20 protein-coding genes are annotated in these 25,978 nt (G+C 72.1%); 12 read left to right on the top strand and 8 right to left on the bottom strand.

Annotation, left to right across the window (positions count from 1 at the left end):
* Nucleotides 1-20 precede the first annotated feature (20 nt).
* Complete coding sequence (locus H295_RS0139480; protein WP_020140882.1) at nucleotides 21-809, bottom strand: phosphatase; 789 nt, start codon at nucleotides 807-809, stop codon at nucleotides 21-23.
* Between the two features lie 70 nt (nucleotides 810-879).
* The gene (locus tag H295_RS0139475) at nucleotides 880-2,460 is read right to left on the bottom strand and encodes a PucR family transcriptional regulator (protein WP_020140881.1); all 1,581 of its coding nucleotides are present in this window, start codon (nucleotides 2,458-2,460) and stop codon (nucleotides 880-882) included.
* A 121-nt stretch (nucleotides 2,461-2,581) separates the two neighbouring features.
* Here H295_RS0139475 and H295_RS0139470 point away from each other — a divergent pair, with 121 nt between their 5' ends.
* The 3 genes from H295_RS0139470 to H295_RS0139460 are packed head-to-tail and all read left to right on the top strand — an operon-like array spanning nucleotide 2,582 to nucleotide 6,709.
* Nucleotides 2,582-4,027, top strand: a complete 1,446-nt coding sequence (locus H295_RS0139470; protein ID WP_020140880.1) for a sodium:solute symporter — start codon at nucleotides 2,582-2,584, stop codon at nucleotides 4,025-4,027.
* Between the two features lie 34 nt (nucleotides 4,028-4,061).
* The gene (gene speB, locus H295_RS0139465) at nucleotides 4,062-5,030 is read left to right on the top strand and encodes an agmatinase (RefSeq protein WP_020140879.1); all 969 of its coding nucleotides are present in this window, start codon (nucleotides 4,062-4,064) and stop codon (nucleotides 5,028-5,030) included.
* Entirely contained in the window at nucleotides 5,027-6,709 is a 1,683-nt protein-coding gene (locus H295_RS0139460; RefSeq protein ID WP_020140878.1) for a thiamine pyrophosphate-binding protein, read from the top strand. Before speB ends, H295_RS0139460 begins: the two co-directional genes overlap by 4 nt.
* 13 nt (nucleotides 6,710-6,722) lie before the next feature.
* Here the strand turns inward: H295_RS0139460 and H295_RS0139455 are convergent, their stop codons facing one another.
* On the bottom strand, nucleotides 6,723-7,529 hold the full coding sequence (locus H295_RS0139455; protein WP_020140877.1) for an endonuclease I family protein: 807 nt from the start codon (nucleotides 7,527-7,529) through the stop codon (nucleotides 6,723-6,725).
* Between the two features lie 200 nt (nucleotides 7,530-7,729).
* A complete protein-coding gene (locus tag H295_RS0139450; RefSeq protein WP_020140876.1) occupies nucleotides 7,730-9,952 on the bottom strand; it encodes an ArnT family glycosyltransferase in 2,223 nt (740 codons plus the stop codon).
* Between the two features lie 143 nt (nucleotides 9,953-10,095).
* On the opposite strand from H295_RS0139450, the gene H295_RS0139445 reads away from it, so the two are divergent.
* From H295_RS0139445 to H295_RS0139420, 6 genes are all read left to right on the top strand, one after another.
* On the top strand, nucleotides 10,096-10,938 hold the full coding sequence (locus H295_RS0139445; protein ID WP_020140875.1) for a serine hydrolase: 843 nt from the start codon (nucleotides 10,096-10,098) through the stop codon (nucleotides 10,936-10,938).
* A gap of 304 nt (nucleotides 10,939-11,242) precedes the next feature.
* Complete coding sequence (locus H295_RS0139440; protein ID WP_020140874.1) at nucleotides 11,243-12,271, top strand: esterase-like activity of phytase family protein; 1,029 nt, start codon at nucleotides 11,243-11,245, stop codon at nucleotides 12,269-12,271.
* Between the two features lie 105 nt (nucleotides 12,272-12,376).
* Complete coding sequence (locus H295_RS0139435) at nucleotides 12,377-16,081, top strand: ABC transporter ATP-binding protein (RefSeq protein WP_020140873.1); 3,705 nt, start codon at nucleotides 12,377-12,379, stop codon at nucleotides 16,079-16,081.
* Nucleotides 16,078-16,305, top strand: coding sequence for a hypothetical protein (locus tag H295_RS0139430; protein ID WP_020140872.1), 228 nt, complete (start codon nucleotides 16,078-16,080; stop codon nucleotides 16,303-16,305). The genes H295_RS0139435 and H295_RS0139430 overlap by 4 nt, the downstream gene beginning before the upstream one ends.
* A 99-nt stretch (nucleotides 16,306-16,404) precedes the next feature.
* Nucleotides 16,405-16,794 carry a hypothetical protein gene (locus H295_RS0139425; RefSeq protein ID WP_028810171.1) on the top strand — a complete coding sequence of 130 codons (390 nt, stop codon included), beginning with the start codon at nucleotides 16,405-16,407 and terminating at the stop codon, nucleotides 16,792-16,794.
* Nucleotides 16,795-16,904: 110 nt separating this feature from the next.
* The gene (locus tag H295_RS0139420) at nucleotides 16,905-18,344 is read left to right on the top strand and encodes a S28 family serine protease (protein WP_020140870.1); all 1,440 of its coding nucleotides are present in this window, start codon (nucleotides 16,905-16,907) and stop codon (nucleotides 18,342-18,344) included.
* Nucleotides 18,345-18,368: 24 nt separating this feature from the next.
* Here H295_RS0139420 and H295_RS0139415 read toward each other — a convergent pair whose 3' ends face one another.
* Nucleotides 18,369-19,010: a hypothetical protein gene (locus tag H295_RS0139415; RefSeq protein WP_020140869.1), complete on the bottom strand. Its 642-nt coding sequence runs from the start codon at nucleotides 19,008-19,010 to the stop codon at nucleotides 18,369-18,371.
* 133 nt (nucleotides 19,011-19,143) lie between these two features.
* Nucleotides 19,144-20,940 carry a glycoside hydrolase family 3 protein gene (locus H295_RS0139410; protein WP_020140868.1) on the bottom strand — a complete coding sequence of 599 codons (1,797 nt, stop codon included), beginning with the start codon at nucleotides 20,938-20,940 and terminating at the stop codon, nucleotides 19,144-19,146.
* A 440-nt stretch (nucleotides 20,941-21,380) separates the two neighbouring features.
* Between H295_RS0139410 and H295_RS47370 the strand changes: the two genes are divergently transcribed.
* The 3 genes from H295_RS47370 to H295_RS0139395 all read left to right on the top strand — a co-directional run bounded on the left by H295_RS47370 (nucleotide 21,381) and on the right by H295_RS0139395 (nucleotide 23,504).
* Nucleotides 21,381-21,635, top strand: coding sequence for a hypothetical protein (locus H295_RS47370; protein WP_020140867.1), 255 nt, complete (start codon nucleotides 21,381-21,383; stop codon nucleotides 21,633-21,635).
* Between the two features lie 87 nt (nucleotides 21,636-21,722).
* A complete protein-coding gene (gene aroA, locus H295_RS0139400; RefSeq protein ID WP_020140866.1) occupies nucleotides 21,723-22,988 on the top strand; it encodes a 3-phosphoshikimate 1-carboxyvinyltransferase in 1,266 nt (421 codons plus the stop codon).
* Nucleotides 22,989-23,000: 12 nt separating this feature from the next.
* Entirely contained in the window at nucleotides 23,001-23,504 is a 504-nt protein-coding gene (locus H295_RS0139395) for a GNAT family N-acetyltransferase (RefSeq protein WP_020140865.1), read from the top strand.
* Nucleotides 23,505-23,510: 6 nt separating this feature from the next.
* Here the strand turns inward: H295_RS0139395 and H295_RS0139390 are convergent, their stop codons facing one another.
* Nucleotides 23,511-24,773, bottom strand: coding sequence for an MFS transporter (locus tag H295_RS0139390; protein ID WP_020140864.1), 1,263 nt, complete (start codon nucleotides 24,771-24,773; stop codon nucleotides 23,511-23,513).
* Between the two features lie 141 nt (nucleotides 24,774-24,914).
* A complete protein-coding gene (locus H295_RS0139385; protein WP_020140863.1) occupies nucleotides 24,915-25,715 on the bottom strand; it encodes a sugar phosphate isomerase/epimerase family protein in 801 nt (266 codons plus the stop codon).
* Nucleotides 25,716-25,978: the final 263 nt, after the last annotated feature.

Here is a 25,978-nt window from a genome sequence, read left to right as displayed (position 1 = left end):
GCGCCCAGGTGCGCCGGGGCCTATCGCAGACCCGCCTCGCTCAGCAGGTACGCCGTCATCGGGTCGTAGTGGCGCGGGCTCACCACGTGGTCGTCGAGCGGGACGGTCACCTGGACCGTGCCCTCCGACTCGCCCACGAAGAGCGCCGGGTCGTTGCAGTCGGCGTACCCGACGGAGTCCACGCCGTGCTGGGCGGCGTACCCCGCCCACCCGTGGTCGGCGACGACCAGGTCCGGCAGCGGGCGGCCCTCGCGCTCCAAGGCCGTGAGGATGGCCTTCATCGGGTCGCCGGAGTGGGTGTGCCAGAGCGTCGCGCCGTGCTCCAGGACCGCCACGTCCGCGAACTGCATGACGTACCCCTCGTCCGTCTGGAGCCCGTCCGGGATGACCACGATCTCGCAGCCGGCCGAGCGCAGCGCGGCGGCGGTGGCGTGGTGGACGTCGAGGAGCCCGCCGGGGTGGCCGGTCGCGAACAGCACCCGCTGCTGCCCGTCCGCCGCCTTGCGCAGCCGCGCCGCCATCCGCTCCAGACCGCCGACGGTCAGCTCCGGGTCGATGGTGTCCTGGCCGTACCGGTACTCCGGGTCGTCGTTGACCCCCACCCGCTCCGCCATCACCGCGAGCACGTCCTGCTCGTCGCTCCAGCGGTCCCCCAGCTCGAGCCCGAGCCAGTAGTGGCGGTTGCCGTTCGCCAGCTGGCGGTAGTGCGAGAGGTTGTTCTCCCGCGGGGTGGCGACCTCGCCCGCGATACGGGTTCTCACAAGGTGGTCGACGAGCTCGGCGCGGCTGGGTGTCCCGGGTATCGGCATGTCTCCCATTCTGATGCACGCCTTCACACCGCCGCCGCGCATCCCGCACGCTGGGACGCGGGTCACGCGGTCACCGCCGCCGCAGCGCGAACCACAGCTCCATCCGTACGTCCGGGTCGTCCAGGTCCAGCTCCAGCAGCGCCGCGCACTTCGCGATCCGCTGCCGCACGGTGTTGCGGTGCACGTCCAGGGCGACCGCCGTACGGTCCCAGCCGCCGTGCAGGGACAGCCAGGTGCGCAGGGTCTCGGCGAGGGCGGGGGTCAGCGGCGCAAGCAGGGCCAGGGCATGCGCCTCGGCGTCCGCAGGCGGCACCAGGTCCGCGAGCGCCGGGCGGTCCCCGTACCGCACCAGCCCGGCGCGGACGGCCCGGGCGCGGGCCAGCGCCCGGCCTGCCTGGACGTCGGCGCGGGCCCACTCCGCCGGCCCGGCGACGGCACTGACCCCGAGCGTCCACCCCGGCTGCGGGCCCGGCTCCCGCTCGGCGGGCAGCAGCACCCGTACGACGTCTCCCGCCGCGTCGACCAGCGGTGACCCGAGCGCCGCACCGAGAGCGGAGGCGGCCACGGGGTCAGGAGCGCCCGCATCGGGCCGGGCGTGCACGACGACCCACCGGCCGCCACCGAGCAGCGGGGCCACGTCCTCGGCCGACGCGCCCAGCAGCAGCCGTACCAGAGCGGACGACCGCGCGGCCCCCGACCCGCTCTGATGCTCACCGGTGAGCAGGGACAGCAGCACGGCGGCGACGGAGGCGACGGTGTGGTCCCCGGGCTCACGGCGGGGACTGACGACCCCGAGCACGAACCCGCGCCCGGCACCGAGGGACCAGGCGGCGAGGTGGAGGCCGGAGACGGTGTCGGTGGCGGAGGCGGGGGCCGCGGAGGGGGTGTTGTGTGCGGCGGTCGGGGAGGTGGGGCTGCCCGGCCCGGCGCCGGCGCCCGGCCCGGCCGGTGCCGGACCGGCGGGCGGGACCGGGGCCGTGGGCTGTACGACGCGGGCCAGCGCGGCCAACGCGTCCCGCACCTGCCGGCCGTCGAGGCCCCCTGCGGCCTGCGTCCGCTCGGCACCCCGCCCCGCCGCCGCGACCTCCGCCCCGTCCGGCCCGAACAGCACCGCTCGGCCGCCCACCCGGCGGGCCAGCTGCCGCAGCACCGACGGCACCGGGTCCGGGCGGGACGCGGCGGCGGCCAGGCTCTGCTGGGCCTCCGTCACACGGCGGAGTTCGGCGTGCCGGGCCTGCGCCATCAGCTGCCAGACCGCGCGGGCCACGCCGGAGAAGGTGGTCCGGGGCGGCACCTCGATCAGGGGCAGTTCGTAGCTGTCGCAGGCCGCGACCAGGGCCCGGGGGACGGTGTCGTGCACGGGTGCCAGGCCGAAGCCGAGCGCCACGCCGCCCGCCGTGACGATCCGGGAGACGTAGTCGTCGAAGTAGGTGCCCGAGCCCGCCGCCTCCGGGATGTGCACCCCCGCCGTCAGCAGCAGCTCACCGCCCAGCAGATACGGGTACGGGTCCGCCATCTCCGAGGTGTGCGCCCAGTGGATCACCGTGTCCGGATCCGCGGGCCCCGCGATCTGCCGCAGCCCCAGGTCCTCGCGGGCCAGCAGCGCGGCCAGCGGGACCGGTGGGGTGGGTGGGACAGCCGGGTCCGGCATGGTGGACGTTCCCTCCATCCCGTGCGGCTCGAATGGATGAAACGTACACTTCGCAGTCGCTTTCCGGCCACCTACTGTCGACGCAGACCGGCAGGCACAGACCGGCAGGAGGAGGGCTTTCATGGCCGTCGACTACACCGTCATCGTCGTCTATCTGGCCGGCATGCTGGCCATGGGCTGGTGGGGCATGCGCCGCGCCAGGTCCAAGAGCGACTTCCTGGTCGCCGGGCGCCGCCTCGGTCCCGCGATGTACTCCGGCACCATGGCGGCGATCGTCCTCGGCGGCGCCTCCACCATCGGCGGGGTCGGCCTCGGCTACCGGTACGGCCTCTCCGGCGCCTGGATGGTCTTCACCATCGGCCTCGGCCTGCTGGCCCTGTCCGTGTTCTTCTCCGCCCGCATCGCCCGCCTCAAGGTCTACACCGTCTCCGAGATGCTGGATCTCCGGTACGGCGGCCGGGCCGGGGTCATCTCCGGTGTGGTCATGTGGGCGTACACCCTGATGCTCGCGGTGACCTCGACCATCGCGTACGCCACGATCTTCGACGTCCTCTTCGACATGAACCGGACCGTCGCGATCATCCTGGGCGGCTCGATCGTCGTCGCGTACTCCACGCTCGGCGGCATGTGGTCCATCACCCTCACCGACATGGTGCAGTTCGTGGTGAAGACCATCGGCGTCCTGCTCCTTCTCCTCCCCATCGCCGTCGTCAAGGCGGGCGGCTTCGGCGAGATGAAGGCGAAGCTGCCCACCGAGTACTTCGACCCGCTGGGCATCGGCGGCGAGACGATCTTCACCTACGTGCTGATCTACACCTTCGGCATGCTCATCGGGCAGGACATCTGGCAGCGCGTCTTCACCGCCCGCAGCGACACCACCGCCAAGTGGGGCGGCACGGTCGCCGGCACCTACTGCCTCGCCTACGCCCTCGCCGGCGCCGTCATCGGCACCGCCGCCAAGGTCCTCTACCCGAACCTCGCCAACGCGGACGACGCCTTCGCGACCATCGTCAAGGACGAACTCCCCGTCGGCGTACGGGGCCTGGTGCTGGCCGCGGCCCTCGCCGCGGTGATGTCGACCTCCTCCGGCGCGCTGATCGCCTGCGCGACCGTCGCCAACAACGACATCTGGTCGCGGCTGCGCGGAAGGACCGCCGAGGGCGAACGCGACGAGGTCCGGGGCAACCGCGCGTTCATCCTCGTCATGGGCATCGCCGTCATCGCCACGGCCATCGCTCTCAACAACGTCGTCGAGGCGCTGACGGTGGCGTACAACCTCCTCGTCGGCGGCCTCCTCGTCCCCATCCTCGGCGGCCTGCTGTGGAAGCGCGGCACCGCCCAGGGCGCTCTCGCCTCCGTGGCCGTGGGCGGCCTCGCCGTGATCGGCCTCATGGCGGGCTACGGCATCCTCGCCAACGAGCCCGTGTACTACGGCCTGCTGGCCTCCCTGGTCGTCTACGTCGCCGTATCCCTGGCGACCCCGGCGACCGACACCGCGGTCCTCGCGGCCTGGCGGGAACGACTCGCCGGGCGCGAGGTCCCCGAACCGGTTCCGGCACCCCGGTAGACCGAACGCAGCAGCACAAGGAAGGCATACGACCATGAGCTCCCCCGAGACCCCCCGCGGCCCCGTCGACTCCTCCCGCGTCCCGCGCTACGCCGGACCCGCGACCTTCGCCCGGCTGCCGCGCCTCGACGAGGTCGGCCGGGCCGACGTCGCCGTGGTCGGCGTCCCGTTCGACTCGGGTGTCTCCTACCGGCCCGGCGCCCGCTTCGGCGGCAACGCGATCCGCGAGGCCTCCCGGCTGCTCCGCCCGTACAACCCGGCGCAGGACGCCTCCCCGTTCGCCCTCGCGCAGGTGGCGGACGCCGGCGACATCGCCGTGAACCCGTTCCACATCAACGAGGCCGTCGACACCGTCGAGGCGGCGGCGGACGACCTGCTCGGCACCGGCGCCCGCCTGATGACCCTGGGCGGCGACCACACCATCGCGCTCCCGCTGCTCAGGTCCGTCGCCAAGAAGCACGGCCCGGTCGCCCTGCTGCACTTCGACGCCCACCTCGACACCTGGGACACCTACTTCGGCGCCGAGTACACGCACGGCACGCCGTTCCGGCGGGCGGTGGAGGAGGGCATCCTCGACACCTCGGCGCTCTCCCACGTCGGCACCCGCGGCCCGCTGTACGGCAAGCAGGACCTCACCGACGACGAGAAGATGGGCTTCGGCATCGTCACCTCGGCGGACATCTATCGCCGGGGCGCCGACGAGGTCGCCGACCAGCTGCGGCAGCGCATCGGGGACCGCCCGCTCTACATCTCCATCGACATCGACTGCCTGGACCCGGCCCACGCGCCCGGCACCGGCACCCCCGAGGCGGGCGGCATGACCTCCCGCGAGCTGCTGGAGATCCTGCGCGGTCTGGCATCGTGCAACCTGGTGTCGGCGGACGTCGTCGAGGTGGCCCCCGCGTACGACCACGCGGAGATCACCTCGGTGGCCGCCTCCCACACCGCCTACGAACTGACCACGATCATGTCCCGCCAGATTGCAGAGGCCCGCGCGCAGTGACTCACGACCACGACCTGGTGCTCCGTCCGACGGAGGCGCAGATTTCCGCTGCTCTCAACCCTCCTCCCGGCCGCAACGGCGGAGACCTGGTCGTGGAGACACTGGCGGCGCTCGGCTCGACGACAGTCTTCGGCCTGCCCGGCCAGCACGCGCTCGGCATGTTCGACGCCCTGCGCCGCTCCGACCTGCGCTACATCGGTCTGCGGGTGGAGAACAACGCGGGCTTCGCGGCGGACGCGTACGGCCGGATCACCGGCGAGGCGGCGCCGCTGCTGCTGTCGACGGGCCCGGGGGCGCTGACCTCGCTCGCCGCGCTCCAGGAGGCGGCCGCCGCCTCCGCTCCCGTCCTCGCGATCAGCAGCCAGATCCCGACCGCGGGCCTGGGCGGCGGCCGGCACGGCTATCTGCACGAACTCCCCGACCAGTCGGCCTCGTTCCGGGGCGTGGTCAAGTCGGTCCACACCGTCCGCACCCAGTCCCAGATCCCCTCCGCGATCGAGGCGGCCTGGAAGTCGGCACTGACGGCTCCGCACGGCCCGGTGTGGGTGGAGATCCCGCAGGACGTGCTGCTCGCCGAGACGCCGGTCCCGGTGGTGACGGGCGGCGACGCCTTCCCGGAGGAGCTGCCGCCGCGCCCCGAACTGACGGCGGTGGCGGCCGACCTGCTGTCCCGCGCCGAGCGCCCGGCGATCATCGCGGGCGGGGGAGTCGTACGGGCGGACGCGGCCGGGAAACTGCGGCAGCTGGCCGAGGTGGTGCAGGCGCCCGTCGTCACGACCCCCGGCGGCAAGGGGGCGTTCCCCTGGACGCACCCCCTGTCTCTCCAGTCCTGGATCGAGGACCGGCACACGACGGACTTCCTGGAGGACGCGGACGTGCTCCTGGTCGTCGGCTCCGGACTGGGCGAACTGTCCTCCAACTACCACACGTTCAAGCCGCGCGGCCGGGTGATCCAGATCGAGGCGGACCTCGGCAAGCTGGAGTCCAATTACCCGGCGCTGGGCATCCACGCGGACGCGCGGCTGGCCCTGCAGGCGCTGCTGGAGACGGTGTCGCCGAGGGAGGACGCGCAGGCTCAGGACCGGGTCCGGGAGGTGCTGGCGCGCGTCTCGGAGCGCATCGCCGCGCAGGAACTCACCCTGGAACAGGACCTGTTGGCGTCCGTCCGCCGGGCGCTGCCCGCCACCTCCCCGTCCTTCTGGGACATGACGATCCTCGCGTACTGGGCCTGGTCGGCGTTCGACGCCAAGGGCTCCAACCTGTTCCACTCCGCCCAGGGCGCCGGAGGTCTGGGCTACGGCTTCCCGGCGGCGCTGGGCGCGGCGGTGGCCGACCCCTCCCACCCGGTCCTGGCGGTCTCGGGAGACGGCGGCGCCCTGTACTCGATCGCCGAGCTGGCGACGGCCCGCCAGTACGACCTGAACGTCACCTGGCTGATCGTCGACGACGGCGGCTACGGCATCCTGCGCGAGTACATGACGGACGCCTTCGGCCAGGCCACGGCGACGGAGCTGTCCCGCCCCGACTACGTGGCACTGGCCGAGTCGTTCGGCGTCCCCGGGGTCCGTACGACCCCGGAGACTCTGGCGGACGACCTGGCGAAGGCCCTGGCCGCACCGGGGCCCTCGGTGGTCGTCCTCCCGGCGGTGCTGCGGATGTTCGCAGCCACGCACCTGTAGCCGGGCCGCGCTCCTACCAGATCGCCTCGACCCACTCCGGGTGGTCGATGAACGGGTTGCGGTTGTGCTGGTAGGTGTCGTAGATGACCTGGTTGCGCTTCTCCTCGAAGGCGCTGGGCGGGTCCGCCTCGTTCCACGCCTTGAGGACGGAGAGCTTGCCCATGTAGGGGTTGGAGCCGTTGCCCACCTTCTCGTTGGGCTCCAGGTCGGCGAAGCCGTCGCCGCCGTCGTAACGCACCGCCATGTAGAGGATCATGCGGGCCACGTCACCGCGGTCCGCGGCGCGCGGTGCGAAGGAGTCGGAGTCGACGGTGGAGCCGCCGCCGTTGGTGACGGCGCTGCCGCCGTTGTCGAAGTCCAGGTTGCCGCGGATGCTGTTGACCTGGACGTCGGCCGGGCGCAGGTGGTGCAGGTCGGTGCCGGGACCGGTGACCTCGCCGAAGTCGCCGTGGGACTTGGCCCACACGTGCTCGCGGTTCCAGTCGCCGACGTCCCCGCCGTTGAGGGACTTGGCGCGGGAGACACCGCTGTAGAGCAGGATCACGTTGCTGCTGTTGTTCGGGTCCTGGTCGGTCACCTTGAGGGCGTCCCAGACCGCGGAGTACGAGATCTTCGAGACGTTGGCGCTGATGATGGTGTGCAGGGACGACTTGAGGCTCGTCCCCGTCTTGCCGATCGCGTTCTTGTAGTACGTCGAGTCGTACGCCGTCGTCGTGGCGGCGGCCGGGGTGGTGGTCACGACCGGGGCGGCCAGACCGACCAGCACTGCGGCGGTGGTCAGCGCCACCGACTTCCAGCTGCGGATGCGTGTCGCCAGCATGAAGGGGGTCCCATCTACGCGGGTTGAACGGAGGCGGCAGTTGGGAGCGTGACATGTGCATGCGGCCCTGTAAATGGATGGCGCGTGTCCATTGAGTGACGCGAAACGGCAAATCGGGCCGTGTCTACGCGAGTTGACACGCGTAACGGCCCCCGACGCGTGATCGGGGGCCGTTGACCGGGTCTTGGTCCGTTCTTGGGTCAGGTGACGTCGGACGGGTCCAGGCGGTAGATCGTCGAGGTGGTCGTTCCCGACGAGGAGCCGCTGCTCGCGCCGTAGTCGCTTGCCTTCACCGCTGTGCCGTTCTTCTGGACCCAGGTGGTGACTTCCTGGCTGAGGCTGCTGTTGCCGCCCATGCCGCCTCCGCCGCCGAGCTGGATGTAGTGCAACTCGCCGCTCTTCACCAGTTCCTTGAGCCTGGCCAGGGTCATCGCGCGGTCGCTGCCGGTGAAGCCCCACATGGAGATGACCGGCTTGTGGGTGCTGAGGACCAACTGGCCCGCGCTCTGTGAATTCGACACCGCCAGCAGCCACTTGGCGCCGTCCTGGTGCTTCTCCAGGTAGGAGATCAGCGCGCTGTCGAGGCTGCCGCCCATGCCGCCACCGCCGAAGCCGCCGCGGGGGGAGCCGGTGCCGCCGGGGGCGGTGCCGCCGTTCCGGGTGCCCGGGTTCTCACCGGCGCCGGGGAAGGGGTTGGTGCCGTTCTGCCGGCCGTCGTTCTGTTGGCCGCCGTTCCGGGGGAGTTCGCCGATTCCGCCGCCGGACGGCATCTGGCCGTCGCCGGAACCGTTGCCGCCGGGGAGCTCGGCGTTCGCCCGGCCGCCGCCCTGCTGGGTGCCGCCCGGCAGCTGCCCGCCGGGGCCGCCGCCCCTGCCACCGCCCCCGAAGCGGCCCATGCCGCCCCCGGTCGACGGGCCCGCCGTCGGGTTGGCGCCGCCCATGCCGCCGTTCGTGGCCGAGAAGGCCGGTGACACCGCGTACGCCGTCGGGCCCGCGAGAGCCGCCACGATCGCCGCGGCCACGGACACGGCCAGCAGCCGGACCCTCGTGGCCGAGCCCGCCGTACGGAAGACGAGCAGTCCCACGACCGCGAGGACCGTCAGCACGGCGACCGCGGGCCACAGCCAGGTGTTCCAGCCGGTGGCCCGGCGCAGCAGCACGACCGCCCAGACTCCGGTGACCGCGAGACCGGCCGGCAGCACCCAGGACCAGCGCGCGTCACCGCCGCGGAAGGCGCGCCACAGCAGCACCCCGCCGCCACCGCACAGCGCCGCGACGGCGGGGGCCAGGGCGGTCGTGTAGTACGGGTGCATGGTGCCCTCGGCCAGCGCGAAGGTCAGGTAGTGCAGCACCAGCCAGCCGCCCCACAGGACGAGCGCGGCCCGCGTCGGGTCGGTGCGCGGGGCACGGCCGCACAGCACCAGACCGGCTGCCAGCGCGAGGAGGGCGAAGGGGATCAGCCAGGAGATCTGGCCGCCGAGGACGTCGTTGAACATCCGGCCGATGCCCGCGGTCCCGGCGAAGCTGCCGCCCCCGCCCCCACCGCCCCCGTTGCCCTCGCCGCCGAGGACCCGGCCCAGGCCGTTGTAGCCCATGATCAGGTTCCAGGCGGAGCCGTCGGTCGAACCGCCGATGTAGGGGCGGTCGTCGGCCGGGACGAGAGAGACCGCCGTCGCCCACCAGAAGCTGGAGACCGCCAACGCCACCGCCGCGACGGCCAGGTTGAGGGCCTTCCTCCTCCAGCCGAGCCTCGACGCGTAGACGTACACCGCGAAGACGGCGGGCAGGGCGATCCAGCCCTGGAGCATCTTGGTGTTGAAGGCGAGGCCGAACAGGACCGCGGAGCCGATCAGCGGGAGCAGCCGGTCGGTGCGCACCGCGCGCAGGGCGAGGGCCGCGCCGCCGACCATCAGCAGGACCAGGACGGTGTCGGGGTTGTTGTCCCGGTTGATCGCGACGGTGATCGGGGTGAGGGCGAGGACCAGCGCGGCGACGGTGGCCGCCACATGTCCGAAGTACCGCTTGACGGAGGCGTGCAGGATCCAGATCGTGCCGAGGGCGGCCGCAATCTCGGGGGCCATCATCTGCCAGGTGCCGAAGCCGAAGACCCGGCAGGACAGGCCCATGACCATGAGCGCGAACGGCGGCTTGTCGACGGTGAGGAAGTTCCCCGCGTCGAGCGACCCGAAGAACCAGGCCTTCCAGCTCTGCGTCCCGCTGTAGACCGCGGCGCTGTAGAAGCTGTTGAGGCTGTTGCCGCTCAGGTTCCAGCCGTACAGGACGCCGGCCAGGACCAGGATCGCGAGCAGCGCGGGCAGTGACCAGCGGGGGGCCCTGTCCGGGGGTGCGGCGGGTGGGGTGGGCGGTGCCCAGTCGGCCGACACGGTCTCGGTGTGGGGGTGGGGATCGGTGGCAGATGTCACCCCGGCATCGTGCAAAGGGGGTTTGGGTGAGGGCTGTGGCGTACCTGGTGTCTTGCTGTGAAAACGCCAAGGGCTAAGTAACGACTCGCACAATCATTCTTCATGCGTACAACCATTCCCCTCGGCCCGGGAGTCAACTGGGCATGACACGGGGGATATTCAGACACACGAAATGGGTCGCGGCCGGTGCGCTGGCCGCCTGCGTCGCCGCCGCCACTCCGGCCGCCGCGGCCACCGCACCGACCGTCAGCTGCACGTCCGCCAAGGCGGGCCTCGCCGACAAACTCAAGCGGGACATCACGTCCGCCGTCTCCAACCGCTCCGGCACGATCGCCGTCGGCCTCTACGACCGTACGACCAACACCACGTGCACCCTGCGCTCCTCCACGGCCTACGACTCCGCGAGCGTGGTCAAGGTGACCGTGCTCGCCACGCTGCTGTGGGACGCGAAGAAGCACAACCGGTATCTGACCGACCGTGAGGCCACTCTCGCCAAGGCCATGATCACCAAGTCGGACAACGACTCCACCAGCAAGCTGTGGAAGCAGCTCGGGCTGACGAAGATCAAGGGGTTCCTCTCCGCGGCCGGCATGACCCAGACCAAGCCGGGAGCGAACAACTACTGGGGTCTGACCCAGATCACCGTCACCGACGAGCAGAAGCTGCTCAAGCTGATCACCGCGAAGAACAGCGTCCTGAGCGACAACTCCCGTGCCTACATCCTGAAGTTGATGGGCCAGGTCATCTCCTCGCAGCGCTGGGGCACTCCCTACGGCCGCCCGTCCGGGGTCTCCTGGCACGTCAAGAACGGCTGGCTCCAGCGCTCCACGCACGGCTGGCGGGTCCACAGCGTGGGCACCTTCACGGGCGGCGGCCACGACTACATGATCACCGTGCTCACGCACGGCAACAGCACGATGAACTACGGCATCACCACGATCCAGGGCGTGGCGAAGGCCATCCACAAGGACCTGGCAGCAAGCTGACCCACCCGACCGTCCGGGCGACGCCGTGCTCTTCCGCGGTGACGCCCGGCCGGTGGCGTGGTCCTGGCGGCTCGCGTCCCGATCGGCTCCTGGCCCACCACCAGATGGTCGAACTCCCGGACGGCGAGCCCGCAGGCGCGCGTCGTTCCCGCAGGGGATCGTGCACGGGCCCGGAATCACCTGCGGTGGCCCCGGTCCTACGGCACGGTCTGTCCCCCCGGTCCCGCGCGTCACCGACCCGCCCGGCCCCGCCCTTCACCACCCCGCCTCCCAGACGTCACGAACCCGTCCTACCGTGACGCGCATGCAGCTGAGAACCGTACTCGCGACCGTCACCGCGGCCCTCGCCACGGCGACCTGTCTCACCGCGGCCGGACCCGCCCTCGCCGCGGTCCCGAACCGTCACGCCTGCTCCCCCTCCGTCTCCCTCGACCGTTTCTCCGACGCGCTCGACAAGACGACGTTCGACGGCACCTTCGTCGGCAACCTCTCCGCGCTCGCGCTGGACCGGGACGGCTCCCTCGCCGCCCTCTCGGACCGCTCCGCCCTCTTCGACCTGGACGCGCGGACGCTCCAGCCGAAGAAGGCCGTCCCGCTCGCCGACGAGAACGGGGCCGCGCTGGACTCCGAGGGGCTGGTGGTCGACCGGGACGGCACCCGGCTGGTCACCTCCGAGACCGAGCCGTCGATCCGCCGCTACAGCACCGACGGGAAGATCCTCGACCGGCTCCCCGTCCCGGCCCCCCTCCTCGTCGCCCCGGCCGGCCGCGCCACCTCCAACCAGACCTTCGAGGGCCTGACCCTCCTGAACGGCGGCCGCACCCTGCTCGCCTCCATGGAGTACGCCCTCGCCGGCGACACGCCCGGCATCGTCCGCTTCCAGACCTGGACCCGGACCAGGGACAACCACTTCAGGCCCGCCGCCCAGTACGCCTACCGCACCGACGCCGCCTTCCTCGGCGTCCCCGAGGTCCAGGCCCTCCCCGACGGCCGCCTCCTCGTCCTGGAACGCGGCTTCACCTCCGGCGTCGGCAACACCGTCCGCCTCTACCTGGCCGACCCCCGCCACGCGACGGACACGGCGGGCATCGAGAACCTCACGGGCCAGGACGGCGTACGCCTGATCAAGAAGACCCTGCTCACGGACGTCGCCGACTGCCCGACGCTCGGTGCCACGGCGAAGCAGCCCCAGCCGAACCCCCTCCTGGACAACATCGAGGGCATGGTCGTGACGGGCCACGACAAGGGCCGCCTGAAGGTCCTGCTGGTCAGCGACGACAACCAGAACGCGGCGCAGACGACCCGTTTCTACTACCTGAGGGTCCGGACCTGACCCGGATCCGACCGTCGGCTTTGTTGCGGAGGGATGAAATCCGCTTCGGTCCGCGTTGGTGTCTTCCGGTAGATCAGGACGACGAACGAACCGGAGGGCACCCGCGTGACACCGCAACGGGGATGGGCACGACGACTGGCCGGGTACGCCTGGCGGTACCCGAAGGACGTCGTACTCGCCCTCGGCTCCTCCCTCGGCGGCATGGCCGTCATGGCGATCGTCCCCCTGATCACCAAGGTGATCATCGACGACGTCATCGGCGACCACACCCGGGACATGGCCCCCTGGGCCGGCGCCCTGATCGCTGCCGCCGTCCTCGTCTACGTCTTCACCTACATCCGCCGCTACTACGGCGGCCGCCTCGCCCTGGACGTCCAGCACGACCTCCGTACCGAGATGTTCGGCACGATCACCCGCCTCGACGGCCGCCGCCAGGACGAGCTGTCCACGGGCCAGGTCGTCGGCCGCGCCACCAGCGACCTCCAGCTGATCCAGGGCCTGCTCTTCATGCTGCCGATGACGATCGGCAACTTCGCGCTCTTCGTGATCTCCCTGGTCGTGATGGCCTGGCTGTCGGTCCCCCTCACCCTGGTCGCCCTGGCGGTCGCCCCGGCCCTGTGGGTCATCGCCAAGCGCTCCCGGGCCAAGCTGCACCCCGCCACCTGGTACGCCCAGGCCCAGGCCGCCGCCGTCGCGGGCGTGGTCGACGGGGCCGTCAGCGGTGTCCGGGTGGTGAAGGGCTTCGGACAGGAGGACCAGGAGACCGGGAAGCTCAGGGAGGTCGGCCGCCGCCTCTACGCGGGCCGGCTGCGCACCATCCGCTTCAACGCGAAGTACACCCCCGCCCTCCAGGCCGTCCCCGCCCTCGGCCAGGTCGCGATGCTCGCGCTCGGCGGCTGGCTCGCCGTCCGCGGGCACATCACCCTCGGCACCTTCGTCGCCTTCTCCACCTACCTCGCCCAGCTCGTCGGCCCGGTCCGCATGCTCGCGATGGTCCTCACGGTCGGCCAGCAGGCCCGCGCCGGCACCGAGCGCGTCCTGGAGCTGATCGACACCGAGCCGTACCTGAAGGACGGCACCAAGGAACTCCCCGCCGACGCGCCGGCCACGGTCGAGTTCGACGACGTGTCCTTCGGATACGACCACGAGCGGCCGGTGCTGCGAGGCCTCAGCTTCGAGATCCGCCCCGGCGAGACCCTCGCGGTCGTCGGCTCCTCCGGCTCCGGCAAGTCCACGGTCTCGCTCCTGCTCCCGCGCTTCTACGACGTCACCCACGGCGCGGTCCTCGTCGGCGGCCACGACGTCCGCGAGCTCACCCTGGACTCGCTCCGGGCCGCGATCGGCCTGGTCCCCGAGGACTCCTTCCTGTTCTCGGACACGGTCCGCAACAACATCGCCTACGGCCGTCCCGACGCGACCCAGGAGCAGATCGAGCAGGCCGCCCGCGCCGCCCAGGCGGACAGGTTCATCACCGAACTCCCCGAGGGCTACGACACCAAGGTCGGCGAGCACGGCCTGACCCTCTCCGGCGGCCAGCGCCAGCGCGTCGCCCTCGCCCGGGCGATCCTCACCGACCCGCGGCTGCTCGTCCTCGACGACGCCACCTCCGCCGTGGACGCCCAGGTCGAGCACGAGATCCACGAGGCGCTCAAGCAGGTCATGGAGGGCCGCACCACCCTCCTCATCGCGCACCGCCGCTCCACCCTGAACCTCGCCGACCGCATCGCCGTCCTGGACGACGGCCGCCTCGCCGACGTCGGCACCCACGAGGAGCTGGAGCGGCGCTCCGCCCTCTACCGCCGTCTGCTCACCGACCCCGACGGCCTCGGCGGGGTCTCGCCGGGCCACGCCCAGCCGGTCGCCGTCCGGGAGGACACCTCCGTACGGGAGGAGCTGGACGCCGAGTTCGATGCCGAGCGCGGAGTCACGCCCCGGCTGTGGACCGGCGACCGCGAGCGCAAGGACACAGCCCTCGCCGGCACCCCGGCCACCCCCGAACTCCTCGCCGAGGTCGACGCGCTGCCCCCGGCCACCGACACCCCGGACGTCGACGAGGCCCGCGCGGTCACATCCGAGGAGTCGTACGGCCTGCGCCGGCTGCTGCGGGGCTTCGGGCGCCCGCTGCTGATCAGCCTCGGCCTGGTCGCCGTGGACGCCGGCATGGGCCTGCTGCTGCCCGTGATGATCCGGCACGGCATCGACGACGGTGTCTCGCGGATGGCCATGGCCGCGGTCTGGACGGCGACCCTGCTCGCCCTGCTCTCGGTGCTCGTCCAGTGGGCGGCCCAGATCGGCGAGACCCGCATGACCGGACGCACCGGGGAACGCGTCCTCTACTCGCTCCGCCTGAAGATCTTCGCCCAGCTCCAGCGGCTCGGACTCGACTACTACGAGCGGGAGTTGACCGGGCGGATCATGACGAGGATGACGACGGACGTCGACGCCCTGTCGACCTTCCTCCAGACCGGTCTGGTCACCGCGTTCGTCTCGGTCGTCACCTTCTTCGGCATCATGGTCGCCCTGCTGGTGATCGACGTGCAGCTGGCGCTGGTCGTCTTCGCGACGCTGCCGCCGCTGATCGTCGCCACGTACTTCTTCCGCAAGGCGAGCGTGAAGGCGTACGAACTGGCCCGGGAGCGCGTCTCGTTGGTCAACGCGGACCTCCAGGAGTCGGTGTCCGGGCTCAGGATCGTGCAGGCGTTCCGGCGCGAGGGCGACGGCGGCCGGCGTTTCGCGGAGCGCAGCGACAGCTACCGCCAGGCCCGGATCCGGGGCCAGTGGCTGATCTCGATCTACTTCCCGTTCGTGCAGCTGCTGTCCTCGGTGGCCGCGGCCGCCGTCCTGATCGCGGGCGCGGGCCGAGTGGACGCGGCGACCCTCACCACGGGTGCCCTGGTCGCCTACCTCCTCTACATCGACCTGTTCTTCGCCCCGGTCCAGCAGCTCTCCCAGGTCTTCGACGGCTACCAGCAGGCGACCGTCTCGCTGGGCCGCATCCAGGAGCTGCTCCAGGAACCGACGTCCACGAAGACGGCCGAGGAGCCCCTGGAGGTCCTCTCCCTGCGCGGCGAAGTGGCCTTCGAGAACGTGCACTTCGCCTACGGCGACGACGAGGAGGCGCTGGGCGGCATCGACTTGAAGGTCCCGGCGGGCCAGACGGTCGCGTTCGTCGGTGAGACGGGCGCGGGCAAGTCCACGCTGGTGAAGCTGGTGGCCCGGTTCTACGACCCGACGGGCGGCCGGGTGACGGTCGACGGCACCGACCTGCGCACCCTGGACCTCACCTCCTACCGCCACCGCCTGGGCGTGGTCCCGCAGGAGGCGTACCTCTTCCAGGGCACGGTCCGGGACGCCATCGCCTACGGCCGCCCGGACGCCGGCGACGCCGAGGTCGAGGCGGCGGCCCGCGCGGTCGGCGCCCACGAGATGATCGCCACGCTGGAGGGCGGCTACCTCCACGAGGTCGCCGAGCGGGGCCGCAACCTCTCGGCGGGCCAGCGCCAGCTGATCGCCCTGGCCCGGGCGGAACTGGTCGACCCGGACATCCTCCTCCTCGACGAGGCCACGGCAGCCCTCGACCTCGCCACCGAGGCCCAGGTCAACCAGGCCACCGACCGCCTCGCGGGCCGCCGCACCACCCTCGTCGTAGCCCACCGCCTCACCACCGCCGCCCGAGCCGACCGAGTGGTCGTCATGGACCACGGCAGAGTCGTAGAGGACGGCACCCACGACGAACTCCTCACCCTGGAGGGCCGGTACGCCGAGCTGTGGCGGACCTTCGTGGGGGAGGACGAGCCGGCGGCGGCGTGAGGGGGCGCGGGAATCGGGGCCGACTGGAGCGCCGGGCGGAGCCCGGCCGTCGTGCGCTGCCCGGGAGGCCCCCCGGGGCCGAGCGGTGCGAGGGCGACATCAAGAGACTCTGCCACGGCAGAGTCGTCGAAGACGGCACCCACGACGAACTCCTCGCCCTGGAGGGCCGGTACGCCGAGCTGTGGCGGACGTTCGTGGGGGAGGACACGCCCGCGGCGGCGTGAGGGGCCCGGTGGGGGTGGGGCGCTGTCGGGTGTGCAACCGTCGGACATAGGTTGTGCGTCCGTACACCTGTACGCCCGAAAGCTGCGGGAGGGACGGCAGTGAAGAGTGGAGCGATACGCCGGCTGGCGGTGGGGCTGGCCGTGACGGTGGCGGCCGGTGTGCTCGGGGTCGCGGTGCCGGGACAGGCGCAGGCGGCGGGCTCGTCGTGCGAGGGGCGCAAGGTGCGGACGTTCCCGTTCGACACCGGCACCGTCGAGGTGTACCGGCGGGGCGGCTACGTCTGCGCGGTCACCCTGCCCAAGCGCCCCGGCGCACGGCAGTACATGCGGGTCAGCCTGCGCGCCTACGCGCTCCAGCCGGTCGAGGACGCCGGACGGTACAAGTACCGGGCCGGCCCGGTCACCGTGCACGCCGGGCAGCGCAAGCTGTGGATCAAGGGCGCGGTCGGCCGGGGCACGTTCGACACCGAGGGCTGGATCCGGCTCTGACGCACAGATTCCTCACAGGGTTTTCCCCATCGAGGCCCCATCTCCCCTGGTGCGGACCGCACTTGCGCCGCTAGCGTCCGGCGGACATCTGTACTCACAGGGGAGGGTGCATGCGCAAGGCGCTCAGATGGCTTCTCACGCTGGTCGTGCTCATAGGCACGGTCGGCACGGCGAGCGCGGCCACCGCCGCCGAGCCGGGGGCCAAAGGCACCGGTGCCACCACCGACATCAAGGATCAGCTTCTCGCCGTTCCGGGGATGAGCCTGATCGAGGAGAAGCCGTACACCGGTTACCGCTTCTTCGTGCTCAACTACACCCAGCCGGTCGACCACCGGCACCCGTCCAAGGGCACGTTCCAGCAGCGCATCACCGTGCTGCACAAGGACGTGAGCCGGCCGACGGTCTTCTACACCGGCGGCTACAACGTCTCCACCACGCCTCGCCGCAGTGAGCCGACCCAGATCGTGGACGGCAACCAGGTCTCCATGGAGTACCGCTTCTTCACGCCGTCCCGGCCCGCCCCGGCCGACTGGTCCAAGCTGGACATCTGGCAGGCCGCCAGCGACCAGCACCGCATCTTCAAGGCGCTGAAGAAGATCTACACCAGGAACTGGATCGCCACCGGCGGCTCCAAGGGCGGCATGACCGCCACCTACTTCGAGCGCTTCTACCCGCACGACATGGACGGCGTCGTCGCGTACGTCGCCCCCAACGACGTGGTGAACGACGAGGACTCGGCCTACGACCGGTTCTTCGCGAAGGTCGGCACCACGGAGTGCCGCGACCGGCTGAACGCGGTGCAGCGCGAGGCCCTGGTCCGGCGCGAGTCCCTGGAGAAGAAGTACGCCGACTACGCGACGGCGGAAGGCCTCACCTTCACCACCATCGGCAGCCTCGACAAGGCGTACGAGGCCGTCGTACTCGACTACGTCTGGGGCTTCTGGCAGTACAACCTGCTCGCCAACTGCGGTGACGACGAGCTGATCCCGCCGGACGCCAAGACCGCGACCGACGACCAGATCTGGAACTCGATCGACACGATCTCCGGTTTCTCCGCCTACGCCGACCAGGGCCTGGAGACGTACACGCCGTACTACTACCAGGCGGCCACCCAGCTCGGCGCGCCGACGATCAGGTTCCCGCACATCGAGAAGAAGTACATCCGCTACGGCTACCAGCCGCCGCGCAACTTCGTCCCGCGCAGCATCCCGACGACGTTCCAGCCGTACGCGATGCGGGACGTGGACACCTGGGTGCGGCACAACGCCCGGCACATGCTGTACGTCTACGGCCAGAACGACCCGTGGGGCGCGGAGCGGTTCCGCGTCGACAAGGGCGCGAAGGACGCGTACGTGTTCACCGCGCCCGGCATGAACCACGGGGCGAACGTCGCCGGTCTGGTCGCCGACCAGAAGGCGCTGGCCACGGCCAGGATCCTCGCCTGGGCGGGTGTGTCCGCCACGGCCGTGACCGAGGCCAAGCCGCTCGCGAAGTTCGACCGCAAGCTGGACGTGCGGGACGTGGAGCGGGAGCCCACCCTGCGTCCGTAGTCCGCTCGCCGCGCCCGGCCGGGTTCACACCGGCCGGGCGCAGCCCACCGGACGGGCGCCGCCGAGCTGCACGTACAGGGCCGTCGACAGCGGGCACTGCGTGCGCTCGGCGACCGCCTTCACCACCCGGTACTGCGGTTTCCGCGCGCCCGCGCCGTCGCACGTCGTCTCGCGGACCTGCCCGTCGCCCGAGCCGTACACACAGTCCCCGACGATGGTCCGGGGCCCGCCCCCGCCTCCGGGGTCGCCCGGGTGCGGCGGCTCCAGGTTGCGCATGCAGGCGTACCCCTGGTGCACCGCCCCGTCGCCGTCCTCGTCGGAGATCCGGCTCTGCTCGCTGATGTGCAGCACGAAGTCGGTGGTCGCGGGACACGGCGGCCCGTCGGCCGTGGTGCCGTCGTGCCGGGCCACGACCCGGGCCGCCGCCCGCTCGCCGGTGCAGGGCACCTCGGTGAAGCTGGCCTTGCCGAAGGAACTGCACTCGTCGACCGCGAGGAACACCGCGCCGAACCCGGAGGTCCGGACGGCGGACGGCGTGGCCGGGCCCGTGGCCCGGGGCCCGTCGCCGCTCTCCCCGCCGGCCGCCGGCTGTGTACACCCCGTCAGCAGGGCGGCGAGCAGTGCGGTCAGTACGCACACCACCCCCGCGGAACACTTCTCACGCATCGCAATCCCCCCGTGCTGCCCCCGCCGTCCAGCGTGACCGCCGCGACGGGGCCACGCCAGACATCTGGGGTCCTTTGCGCCTTTCGGGGGTGATGTACGAGTTGCGAGGCGTACGGGATCTACGTCCCGCGGGCTATCGGCCGTACGACAGCCCGTACCCGACCGGGTACAGCACCTTCGCCGGATCGTCGGCCCGCTGCACCGGCACCGGCAGCCTCCCGCGCGGTACCGCCTTCCCGGCGATCACCCGTGCGGCCGCCCGCAGTTCGACGTCGGTCCAGGAGTAGGTCGCCAGGTATGCCGGGACGGTGGGCAGTTGGGCCACGTCGTAGGGGTTGCGGATCGCGAGCGCCACCACCGGCTTCCCCGACGCCACGAGCTGCTCGACGAGCGACTTCTGGGCGGCGGTGATGTTGTACGTCCCGACGATCACCGCGTCCGCGTCCCGTGCCGCCGCCAGCGCCTGGGCGACGACGGCCGCCGAGGGGGCCGTACCGGTCGACAGGGCGGTCGCTGTGAACCCCAGTTCGGTCAGGGCCGTGGCGAGGACGCCGGTGGGCGGGCCGGTCGTGCCGGAGGGGGAGGCCGGGTCGGCGCCCAGCACCAGCAGCTTGCGGTGGGTGCGCCGGGACAGCGGCAGCAGCCGCTTCTCGTTGACCAGCAGGGTCGTGGTGCGCTCGGCGATCCGGTCGGCCGCGGAGAGATGGGCCCGGGTGCCGACGGTCCGGGTGACACCGGCCTGGCTGACGTACGGCTCCTCGAAGAGCCGCAGCCGGGCCTTGAGCCGCAGGATCCTGAGGAGCGACTCGTCGAGCCGCGCCTCGGTGAGCTCTCCGTCCCGTACGGCGTTCAGGACCGCGTTCCACGCCACGTCCAGGGAGGGCGGGTTGAGGAGCTGGTCGACACCGGCCTTGAGGGCGAGTACGGGGACGCGCTCGTCGCCGTACTTGGTGCGGACGCCCTCCATGCCGAGGGAGTCGGTGACGACCACGCCGTCGTAGCCGAGTTCGCCGCGCAGGATGCCGGTGAGGATCGGGTGGGAGAGGGTGGCCGGGTCGCCGGAGGCGTCGAGGGCCGGGAACTGGATGTGCGCGGTCATGATCGAGTCGATGCCGGCGCGGATCGCGGCCCGGAAGGGCACGGCGTCCAGGTCCTCCCACAGTTCGCGGCTGTGGGTGATGACCGGGAAGCCGTAGTGGCTGTCGACGGCGGTGTCGCCGTGCCCCGGGAAGTGCTTGGCGGTGGCGGCGACCCGGGCGCCCTGGTACCCGGCGACCTCGGCGGCGACGAGAGCGGCGACCTGCCGGGGGTCGGAGCCGAAGGAGCGGACGCCGATGACGGGGTTGGCCGGGTTGACGTTGACGTCGGCGACGGGGGAGTAGTTCTGCCGGATGCCGATCGCCCTGAGCTCCTGTCCGGCGATCCGGCCGAGGGTGCGGGCGTCCCCCCGGGAACCGCCCGCGCCCATCGCCATCGCGCCGGGGAAGAGGGTGGCGGGCGCACCGACCCGGCAGACGATCCCGTGCTCCTGGTCGGTGGAGACGAGGACGGGCAGTCCGCGCGGCTGCTCCAGCGAGGCCCGCTGGATGCCGTTGGAGAGGTCGGCGATCTGGTGCGGATCACGGGTGTTGTGCGCCCAGGTGAAGTAGATGATCCCGCCCACCCGGTACTTCGCGATCATCTCGGCGGCCGAACGGACGCCGATCTCCTGGAGGTTGGCGTCGACGTCCGCCTGGTCGGGGGCGGTGGCGGAGTGGCCGTAGACCCGCATCACGAAGAGCTGACCGACCTTCTCCTCCGGGGTCATGCGGGAGATGAGGGAGCGGAGCTTGCGGTCGTCCTTTTCGGTGTCCGCGTGGGCGGTCCCGCCGACGGCGAGGGCCGAGGTGACCCCCGCCGTGGCGGCGAGGACGGTACGTCTGGAGGGCACGTGCGCTCCTTCCGGAGGTGATCCGCTGAAGGAAACTTCCGAGAAGCCAGCAATAACCGGGAAGTTTCTGCCAGTCAAGGGAGTGCACAGTAACCCGGCCCGGGGGTGAGGGCGCCGCCATCGGCGCTGTGGAGGGGGGCGCGCCGATGGCGGCGTGTGCTGCCGGCCGCGGTACGGAGGAGAGGGTTGGTCAGCGTTCGCAGCCAGCAGCGAGGCCGACGCCGTACCGCGGTGACTCTCCGGCAGCTTGCGGGTTGGACGAGCCGGGGCGGGGACGGGTTCCCGGCAGCCCCCCGATTTACGGAAGTTGGTGGGGCCGGGGCGCGTGGGACGGTTGAGCCGATCCGGCGGCGCCGACCTCGTGGATACGACCTCGCGGATCCGCCCCTCGTGGATCCGCTCCCGTGTCGGCGGCCGGGCTCCCGGCGTAGGGTCGGCGCATGAGTCGGCTCCTTCCGCTCCTCCCGCTTCTGGCGGTCCTTGCCGGGCTCGCCGCGACCCTGGCCCTGCTCACCCTGCTGGCCCGGCACGTCCGGCGCCGCGGCACGGCGGGTGCGGGCCTGCGCGGGGCCCTGGCGGCCCACGACGAGATGTGGCACGGCACGGCGGCGGACTCCTACCACGAACTCCAGGTGCAGGCGCACCGCAAGGACCCACTGCCGGACGACCGGTGGAGGCGACGGGCGGGGCGGTGAGGCCGGGGGGCCGGGGGAGGGGCCGGCCGGGGTCCAGTTCGTGGACGTTCCGGCGTCGGAGTCCGGTGCGGGGCGATCATGAGGGGTATGCCCGTCGACACGTCCGCCCCGCGGTCCCTCGCTCTTCCCGGCTCGAAGTCCATCACCGCCCGCGCCCTCTTCCTGGCCGCCGCGGCCGACGGCGTGACCACCCTGGTCCGCCCGCTCCGCTCCGACGACACGGAAGGCTTCGCCGAGGGCCTGACGCGGCTCGGCTACCGCGTCGGCCGTACCCCCGAGACCTGGCAGGTGGACGGCCGCCCGCAGGGACCCGCGGTCACCGCGGCGGACGTCTACTGCCGGGACGGTGCGACGACGGCCCGCTTCCTGCCCACCCTCGCCGCGGCCGGCCACGGCACGTACCGCTTCGACGCGTCCGAGCAGATGCGCAGGCGCCCGCTCGCCCCGCTGAGCCGGGCCCTGCGTGACCTCGGCGTGGACCTGCGGCACGAGGAGGCGGAGGGCCACCACCCGCTGACCGTGCGGGCGGCCGGGGTCGAGGGCGGCGAGGTGACACTGGACGCCGGGCAGTCCTCCCAGTACCTCACCGCGCTCCTGCTGCTGGGCCCCCTCACCCGCCGCGGTCTGCAGATCCGCGTCACGGACCTGGTGTCGGTGCCGTACGTCGAGATCACGATCGCGATGATGCGGGCGTTCGGGGTGGAGGTGGCCCGGGAGGGCGACACCTACGTGGTCCCGCCGGGCGGCTACCGCGCCACCACCTACGCCGTCGAACCGGACGCGTCCACGGCGAGCTACTTCTTCGCGGCGGCGGCGATCACCCCGGGCGCCGCGGTGACCGTGCCGGGCCTCGGCACCGGAGCCCTCCAGGGCGACCTCGCCTTCGTGGACGTGCTGCGGCGGATGGGCGCGGAGGTGACCGTCGGCGCCGACGCCACCACGGTCCGGGGGACCGGCGAACTGCGCGGCCTGACCGTCAACATGCGGGACATCTCGGACACCATGCCGACTCTTGCGGCGATCGCCCCCTTCGCCTCCGGGCCCGTCCGCATCGAGGACGTGGCGAACACCCGGGTCAAGGAGTGCGACCGTCTGGAGGCCTGCGCGGAGAACCTGCGGCGGCTCGGCGTACGGGTCTCCACGGGCCCGGACCGGATCGAGATCCACCCGGGCGCGGCCCCCTCGCCCACGACGGAGATCACGACGTACGGCGACCACCGCATCGTCATGTCCTTCGCGGTCACCGGGCTGCGAGTGCCGGGTATCTCGTTCGACGACCCGGGATGCGTACGGAAGACTTTCCCCGGTTTCCACGAGGCGTTCGCGGAGTTGAGCGCAGTGAACCGGACGTGACGGATGGACGTAATGCGCCTGCGTGATGTCACCGTGGACGACGTGGACGCCTATGTGCGGATGCGCTGTGATCCCGTGATGATGGCCGGTCTGGGCGGGCCGTTGCCGCGGGAGGGGATGGTGGACAAGGTGAGGCGGGACGCCGAGGAGGCGGCGGCCGGTCAGGCGTGGATCAAGATGATCGTGCCCGACCCCGGACGGCCCGAGGCGGTAGCCGGGTCCGTGACCGTCTGGTCGCACGACTCCGGCGACGGACCGATCTCCGAGATCGGCTGGATGGTGCTGCCCGAGTTCCAGGGACGCGGTCTCGGCAAGCGTGCCGTCCGGGCGCTGCTCGACAGGGCCTGGGACGAGGGACGTTGGGGCGACATCCACGCCTTCCCGGCGGTCGGCAACGGGCCCTCCAACGGCATCTGCCGTTCCCTGGGCTTCCGTCACGTCGGTGAACTCGACATGCCGTTCGCGGACCGCGTCCTGCGCAGCAACCACTGGACGATCACACCACCCACCCGCTGAGGAGGGTCAACTCCCCTCCAGGGAACCCTCGTCGATCGGGTCGGTTGTGGGTGGGAGGGCTCGTAGCTCCGGTGTGCTCGCTCCGACGTATCCCACCGCCGCCACGCACAGCAGGCCGCCCGTGATCAGTGCTGTCGCCCCCGAACTCCAGCCCGCGACCAGGCCGCCGCGGAGATTGCCGAGGTGCGGGCCCGCCTGGCCGACGATCATCTCGGCGGCCGTGACCCGGCCCAGCAGGGCGTCGGGGGTACGGGTCTGGACGATGGTCGTGCGGGACAGGACGGCGAGGGCGTCCGCCGCGCCCGCCAGGGCCAGCAGGGCGAGGCCCGCCCAGGCACTGGTCGTCAGCCCGAACACGGCCAGGCTCGCCCCCCAGGTCGCCGACGCGCACAGCATCACCGGGCCGGGGCGGGCAAGCCGGGTGACCGGGCCGGAGAGGACCGTCGCGGCCACCCCGCCCACCGCGAGCGCGGACAGGAACAGGCCCAGCGTGCGCGGGTCACCGCCGAACCGCTCGTCGTTGACCAGCGGGAACATGCTCACCGGCATGGACAGAACGGTGGCCGCCAGATCGGTCAGCAGCGCGCCCCGCACCACCCGGTGGCCGGTCAGGAAGCGCAGCCCGTCCAGGACGCCGTGCACCCCAGGCCGGGACTTCTCGCCCTCCGGCGGCAGAGCGGGCAGCCCGTAGGCGCCGTAGAAGGACATCGTGAAGCTCAGGGTGTCCAGGAGGTAGCAGACGCCGATGCCCCACCAGCCGAGCACGACCCCGGCGACGGCCGGACCGACCAGCATCATCGCCTGACCGGTCACCTGCTGGAGGGCGAGACCGGCGGCCACCTGTTCCTTCGGCAGCAGCCGCGGCACGAACACCCCCGCCGCGGGTGCGCCGAGCGCGGCGAACGACGTCTGCACGGCCACCAGCAGCAGGACGACGGCCACCGGCGCATGCCCGGCGAAGCCCTGCACGGCCAGCAGCAGCGAGCACACCGCCGAGCCCACGGTGCCCGTGAGGTACACCCGGCGCCGGTCGGCACGGTCGACCCAGGCCCCCGCGAACAGGCTCACCGCGACCATCGGCACGGCCTGCGCGACACCGACCGCGCCGCTCCAGACCGCGCTGTGGGTCATGTCCCAGACCTGGTACATCACGGTGACCATGGTCATGAAGGACCCGAGCGTGGACACCGTGCGCCCGAACAGCAGCCGCCGGAAGACCGGTGAGGTGCGCAGGGGCCGTACATCGAGGAACGTACGGCTGAGGCTCATGACACGGGGAGCGGGGGAGAGGCGGGCTGATGCACCCGGGGACGGTATCGGGAGGGCCGCGATCCGGCCACCGAATTACCGGCCCGCCCGCATCCCACTGAATTTCCGGCCCGCCCGCATCACCGGCCCGCCTCGGGCCGGTTACGCCGCGTCGTTGAGGAGCCGCGCCAGGTGCTCGCGGCCCGCGCCGAGCAGGTCCTCCAGCGGGGCCGCCTGCTCGTACCAGCGCTTCTCGTACTCCCAGCACAGCCAGCCGTCCCAGCCGTGCCGGGAGAGGACCTCCACGCACTCCGCGAGGGGCAGGACACCGGCGCCGAGCCCGACCGGGGTGGTGTCCTCGGCCGAGGCGATGTCCTTGACCTGGACGTATCCGAGGTGCGGGGCGAGGGCCGCGTAGGTCTCGGAGGGCTGCTCGCCGCCGAGCCAGGTGTGCATGACGTCCCAGAGCGCGCCGACCTGACGGTGGCCGACCGGGCCGAGGATCCGAATCGCGTCGGCGGCCGTGCGGTGCGAGTCATGGGTCTCGAGGAGGATCCGTACGTCGAGGTCGCCGGCGTACTCCGCGGCCGTACCGAGGCGCCGGGCGGCCGTGGCGTCGGCCTCCTCGGCGGACTGGTCGGAGGCGGCGCCGGGGAAGACCCGCACGAAGCCGGCGCCGAGGTCGCGGGCGAGGTCGAGGAGGCGGTGGATCTCCTCGACCACGGGCTCGTCGTCCCCGGGCGCGGCCACGCGCGCGTACCCGGCGAGGCCCAGCACCTCGACCCCCGCCGCCTTGCACTCGGCCACCGCGTCGGCCCGTTCGGCGAGCCCGATACCCGGGTGCACCGGCTCCTCCGGGTGCGCGCGCAGTTCTACGCCGTGATAGCCGTACGTGGTCGCGAGCCGCAGCACGTCGGCGAGGGGGAGGCCGGGGACACCGAGGGTGGAGAACGCCAGTTTCATGCCTCCTACTCTCACCCCCTGAAGAGGCCGAGGTCCAGCCCGGCCGGGCGGCCCACCCGAGCGGCAGCACCTACCGGTGCCCCACGCCGGTCAGGACCGACCCGAGGTCGCCGTGTGCCGCGGCGCGGGTCGGTGTCGTTCGCCTCGCCCGTCCATGTCGGCCGGGCTCCGCCCACGGCGCCACCGAGCCCGGCCGGCAGGCCCCCGCGCTGGTCCTCGCCGACATCCACACTCGTCCCCTCAACCCCGCCTGCTGCCGTCGC

It is taken from the genome of Streptomyces sp. 351MFTsu5.1 (assembly GCF_000383655.1).
In the GTDB taxonomy this organism is placed as follows: domain Bacteria; phylum Actinomycetota; class Actinomycetes; order Streptomycetales; family Streptomycetaceae; genus Streptomyces; species Streptomyces griseorubiginosus.
This window is presented reverse-complemented; position numbering and strand designations above follow the sequence as displayed.

What these genes read in the sequence shown, in the direction of transcription:
- H295_RS0139480 (WP_020140882.1), bottom strand. Translation starts at nt 809, where the DNA reads ATGCCGATACCCGGGACACCCAGCCGCGCCGAGCTCGTCGACCACCTT.
- H295_RS0139475 (WP_020140881.1), bottom strand. Translation starts at nt 2,460, where the DNA reads ATGCCGGACCCGGCTGTCCCACCCACCCCACCGGTCCCGCTGGCCGCG.
- H295_RS0139470 (WP_020140880.1), top strand. Translation starts at nt 2,582, where the DNA reads ATGGCCGTCGACTACACCGTCATCGTCGTCTATCTGGCCGGCATGCTG.
- speB (WP_020140879.1), top strand. Translation starts at nt 4,062, where the DNA reads ATGAGCTCCCCCGAGACCCCCCGCGGCCCCGTCGACTCCTCCCGCGTC.
- H295_RS0139455 (WP_020140877.1), bottom strand. Translation starts at nt 7,529, where the DNA reads ATGCTGGCGACACGCATCCGCAGCTGGAAGTCGGTGGCGCTGACCACC.
- H295_RS0139445 (WP_020140875.1), top strand. Translation starts at nt 10,096, where the DNA reads ATGACACGGGGGATATTCAGACACACGAAATGGGTCGCGGCCGGTGCG.
- H295_RS0139440 (WP_020140874.1), top strand. Translation starts at nt 11,243, where the DNA reads ATGCAGCTGAGAACCGTACTCGCGACCGTCACCGCGGCCCTCGCCACG.
- H295_RS0139420 (WP_020140870.1), top strand. Translation starts at nt 16,905, where the DNA reads ATGCGCAAGGCGCTCAGATGGCTTCTCACGCTGGTCGTGCTCATAGGC.
- H295_RS0139415 (WP_020140869.1), bottom strand. Translation starts at nt 19,010, where the DNA reads ATGCGTGAGAAGTGTTCCGCGGGGGTGGTGTGCGTACTGACCGCACTG.
- H295_RS47370 (WP_020140867.1), top strand. Translation starts at nt 21,381, where the DNA reads ATGAGTCGGCTCCTTCCGCTCCTCCCGCTTCTGGCGGTCCTTGCCGGG.
- aroA (WP_020140866.1), top strand. Translation starts at nt 21,723, where the DNA reads ATGCCCGTCGACACGTCCGCCCCGCGGTCCCTCGCTCTTCCCGGCTCG.
- H295_RS0139395 (WP_020140865.1), top strand. Translation starts at nt 23,001, where the DNA reads ATGCGCCTGCGTGATGTCACCGTGGACGACGTGGACGCCTATGTGCGG.
- H295_RS0139390 (WP_020140864.1), bottom strand. Translation starts at nt 24,773, where the DNA reads ATGAGCCTCAGCCGTACGTTCCTCGATGTACGGCCCCTGCGCACCTCA.
- H295_RS0139385 (WP_020140863.1), bottom strand. Translation starts at nt 25,715, where the DNA reads ATGAAACTGGCGTTCTCCACCCTCGGTGTCCCCGGCCTCCCCCTCGCC.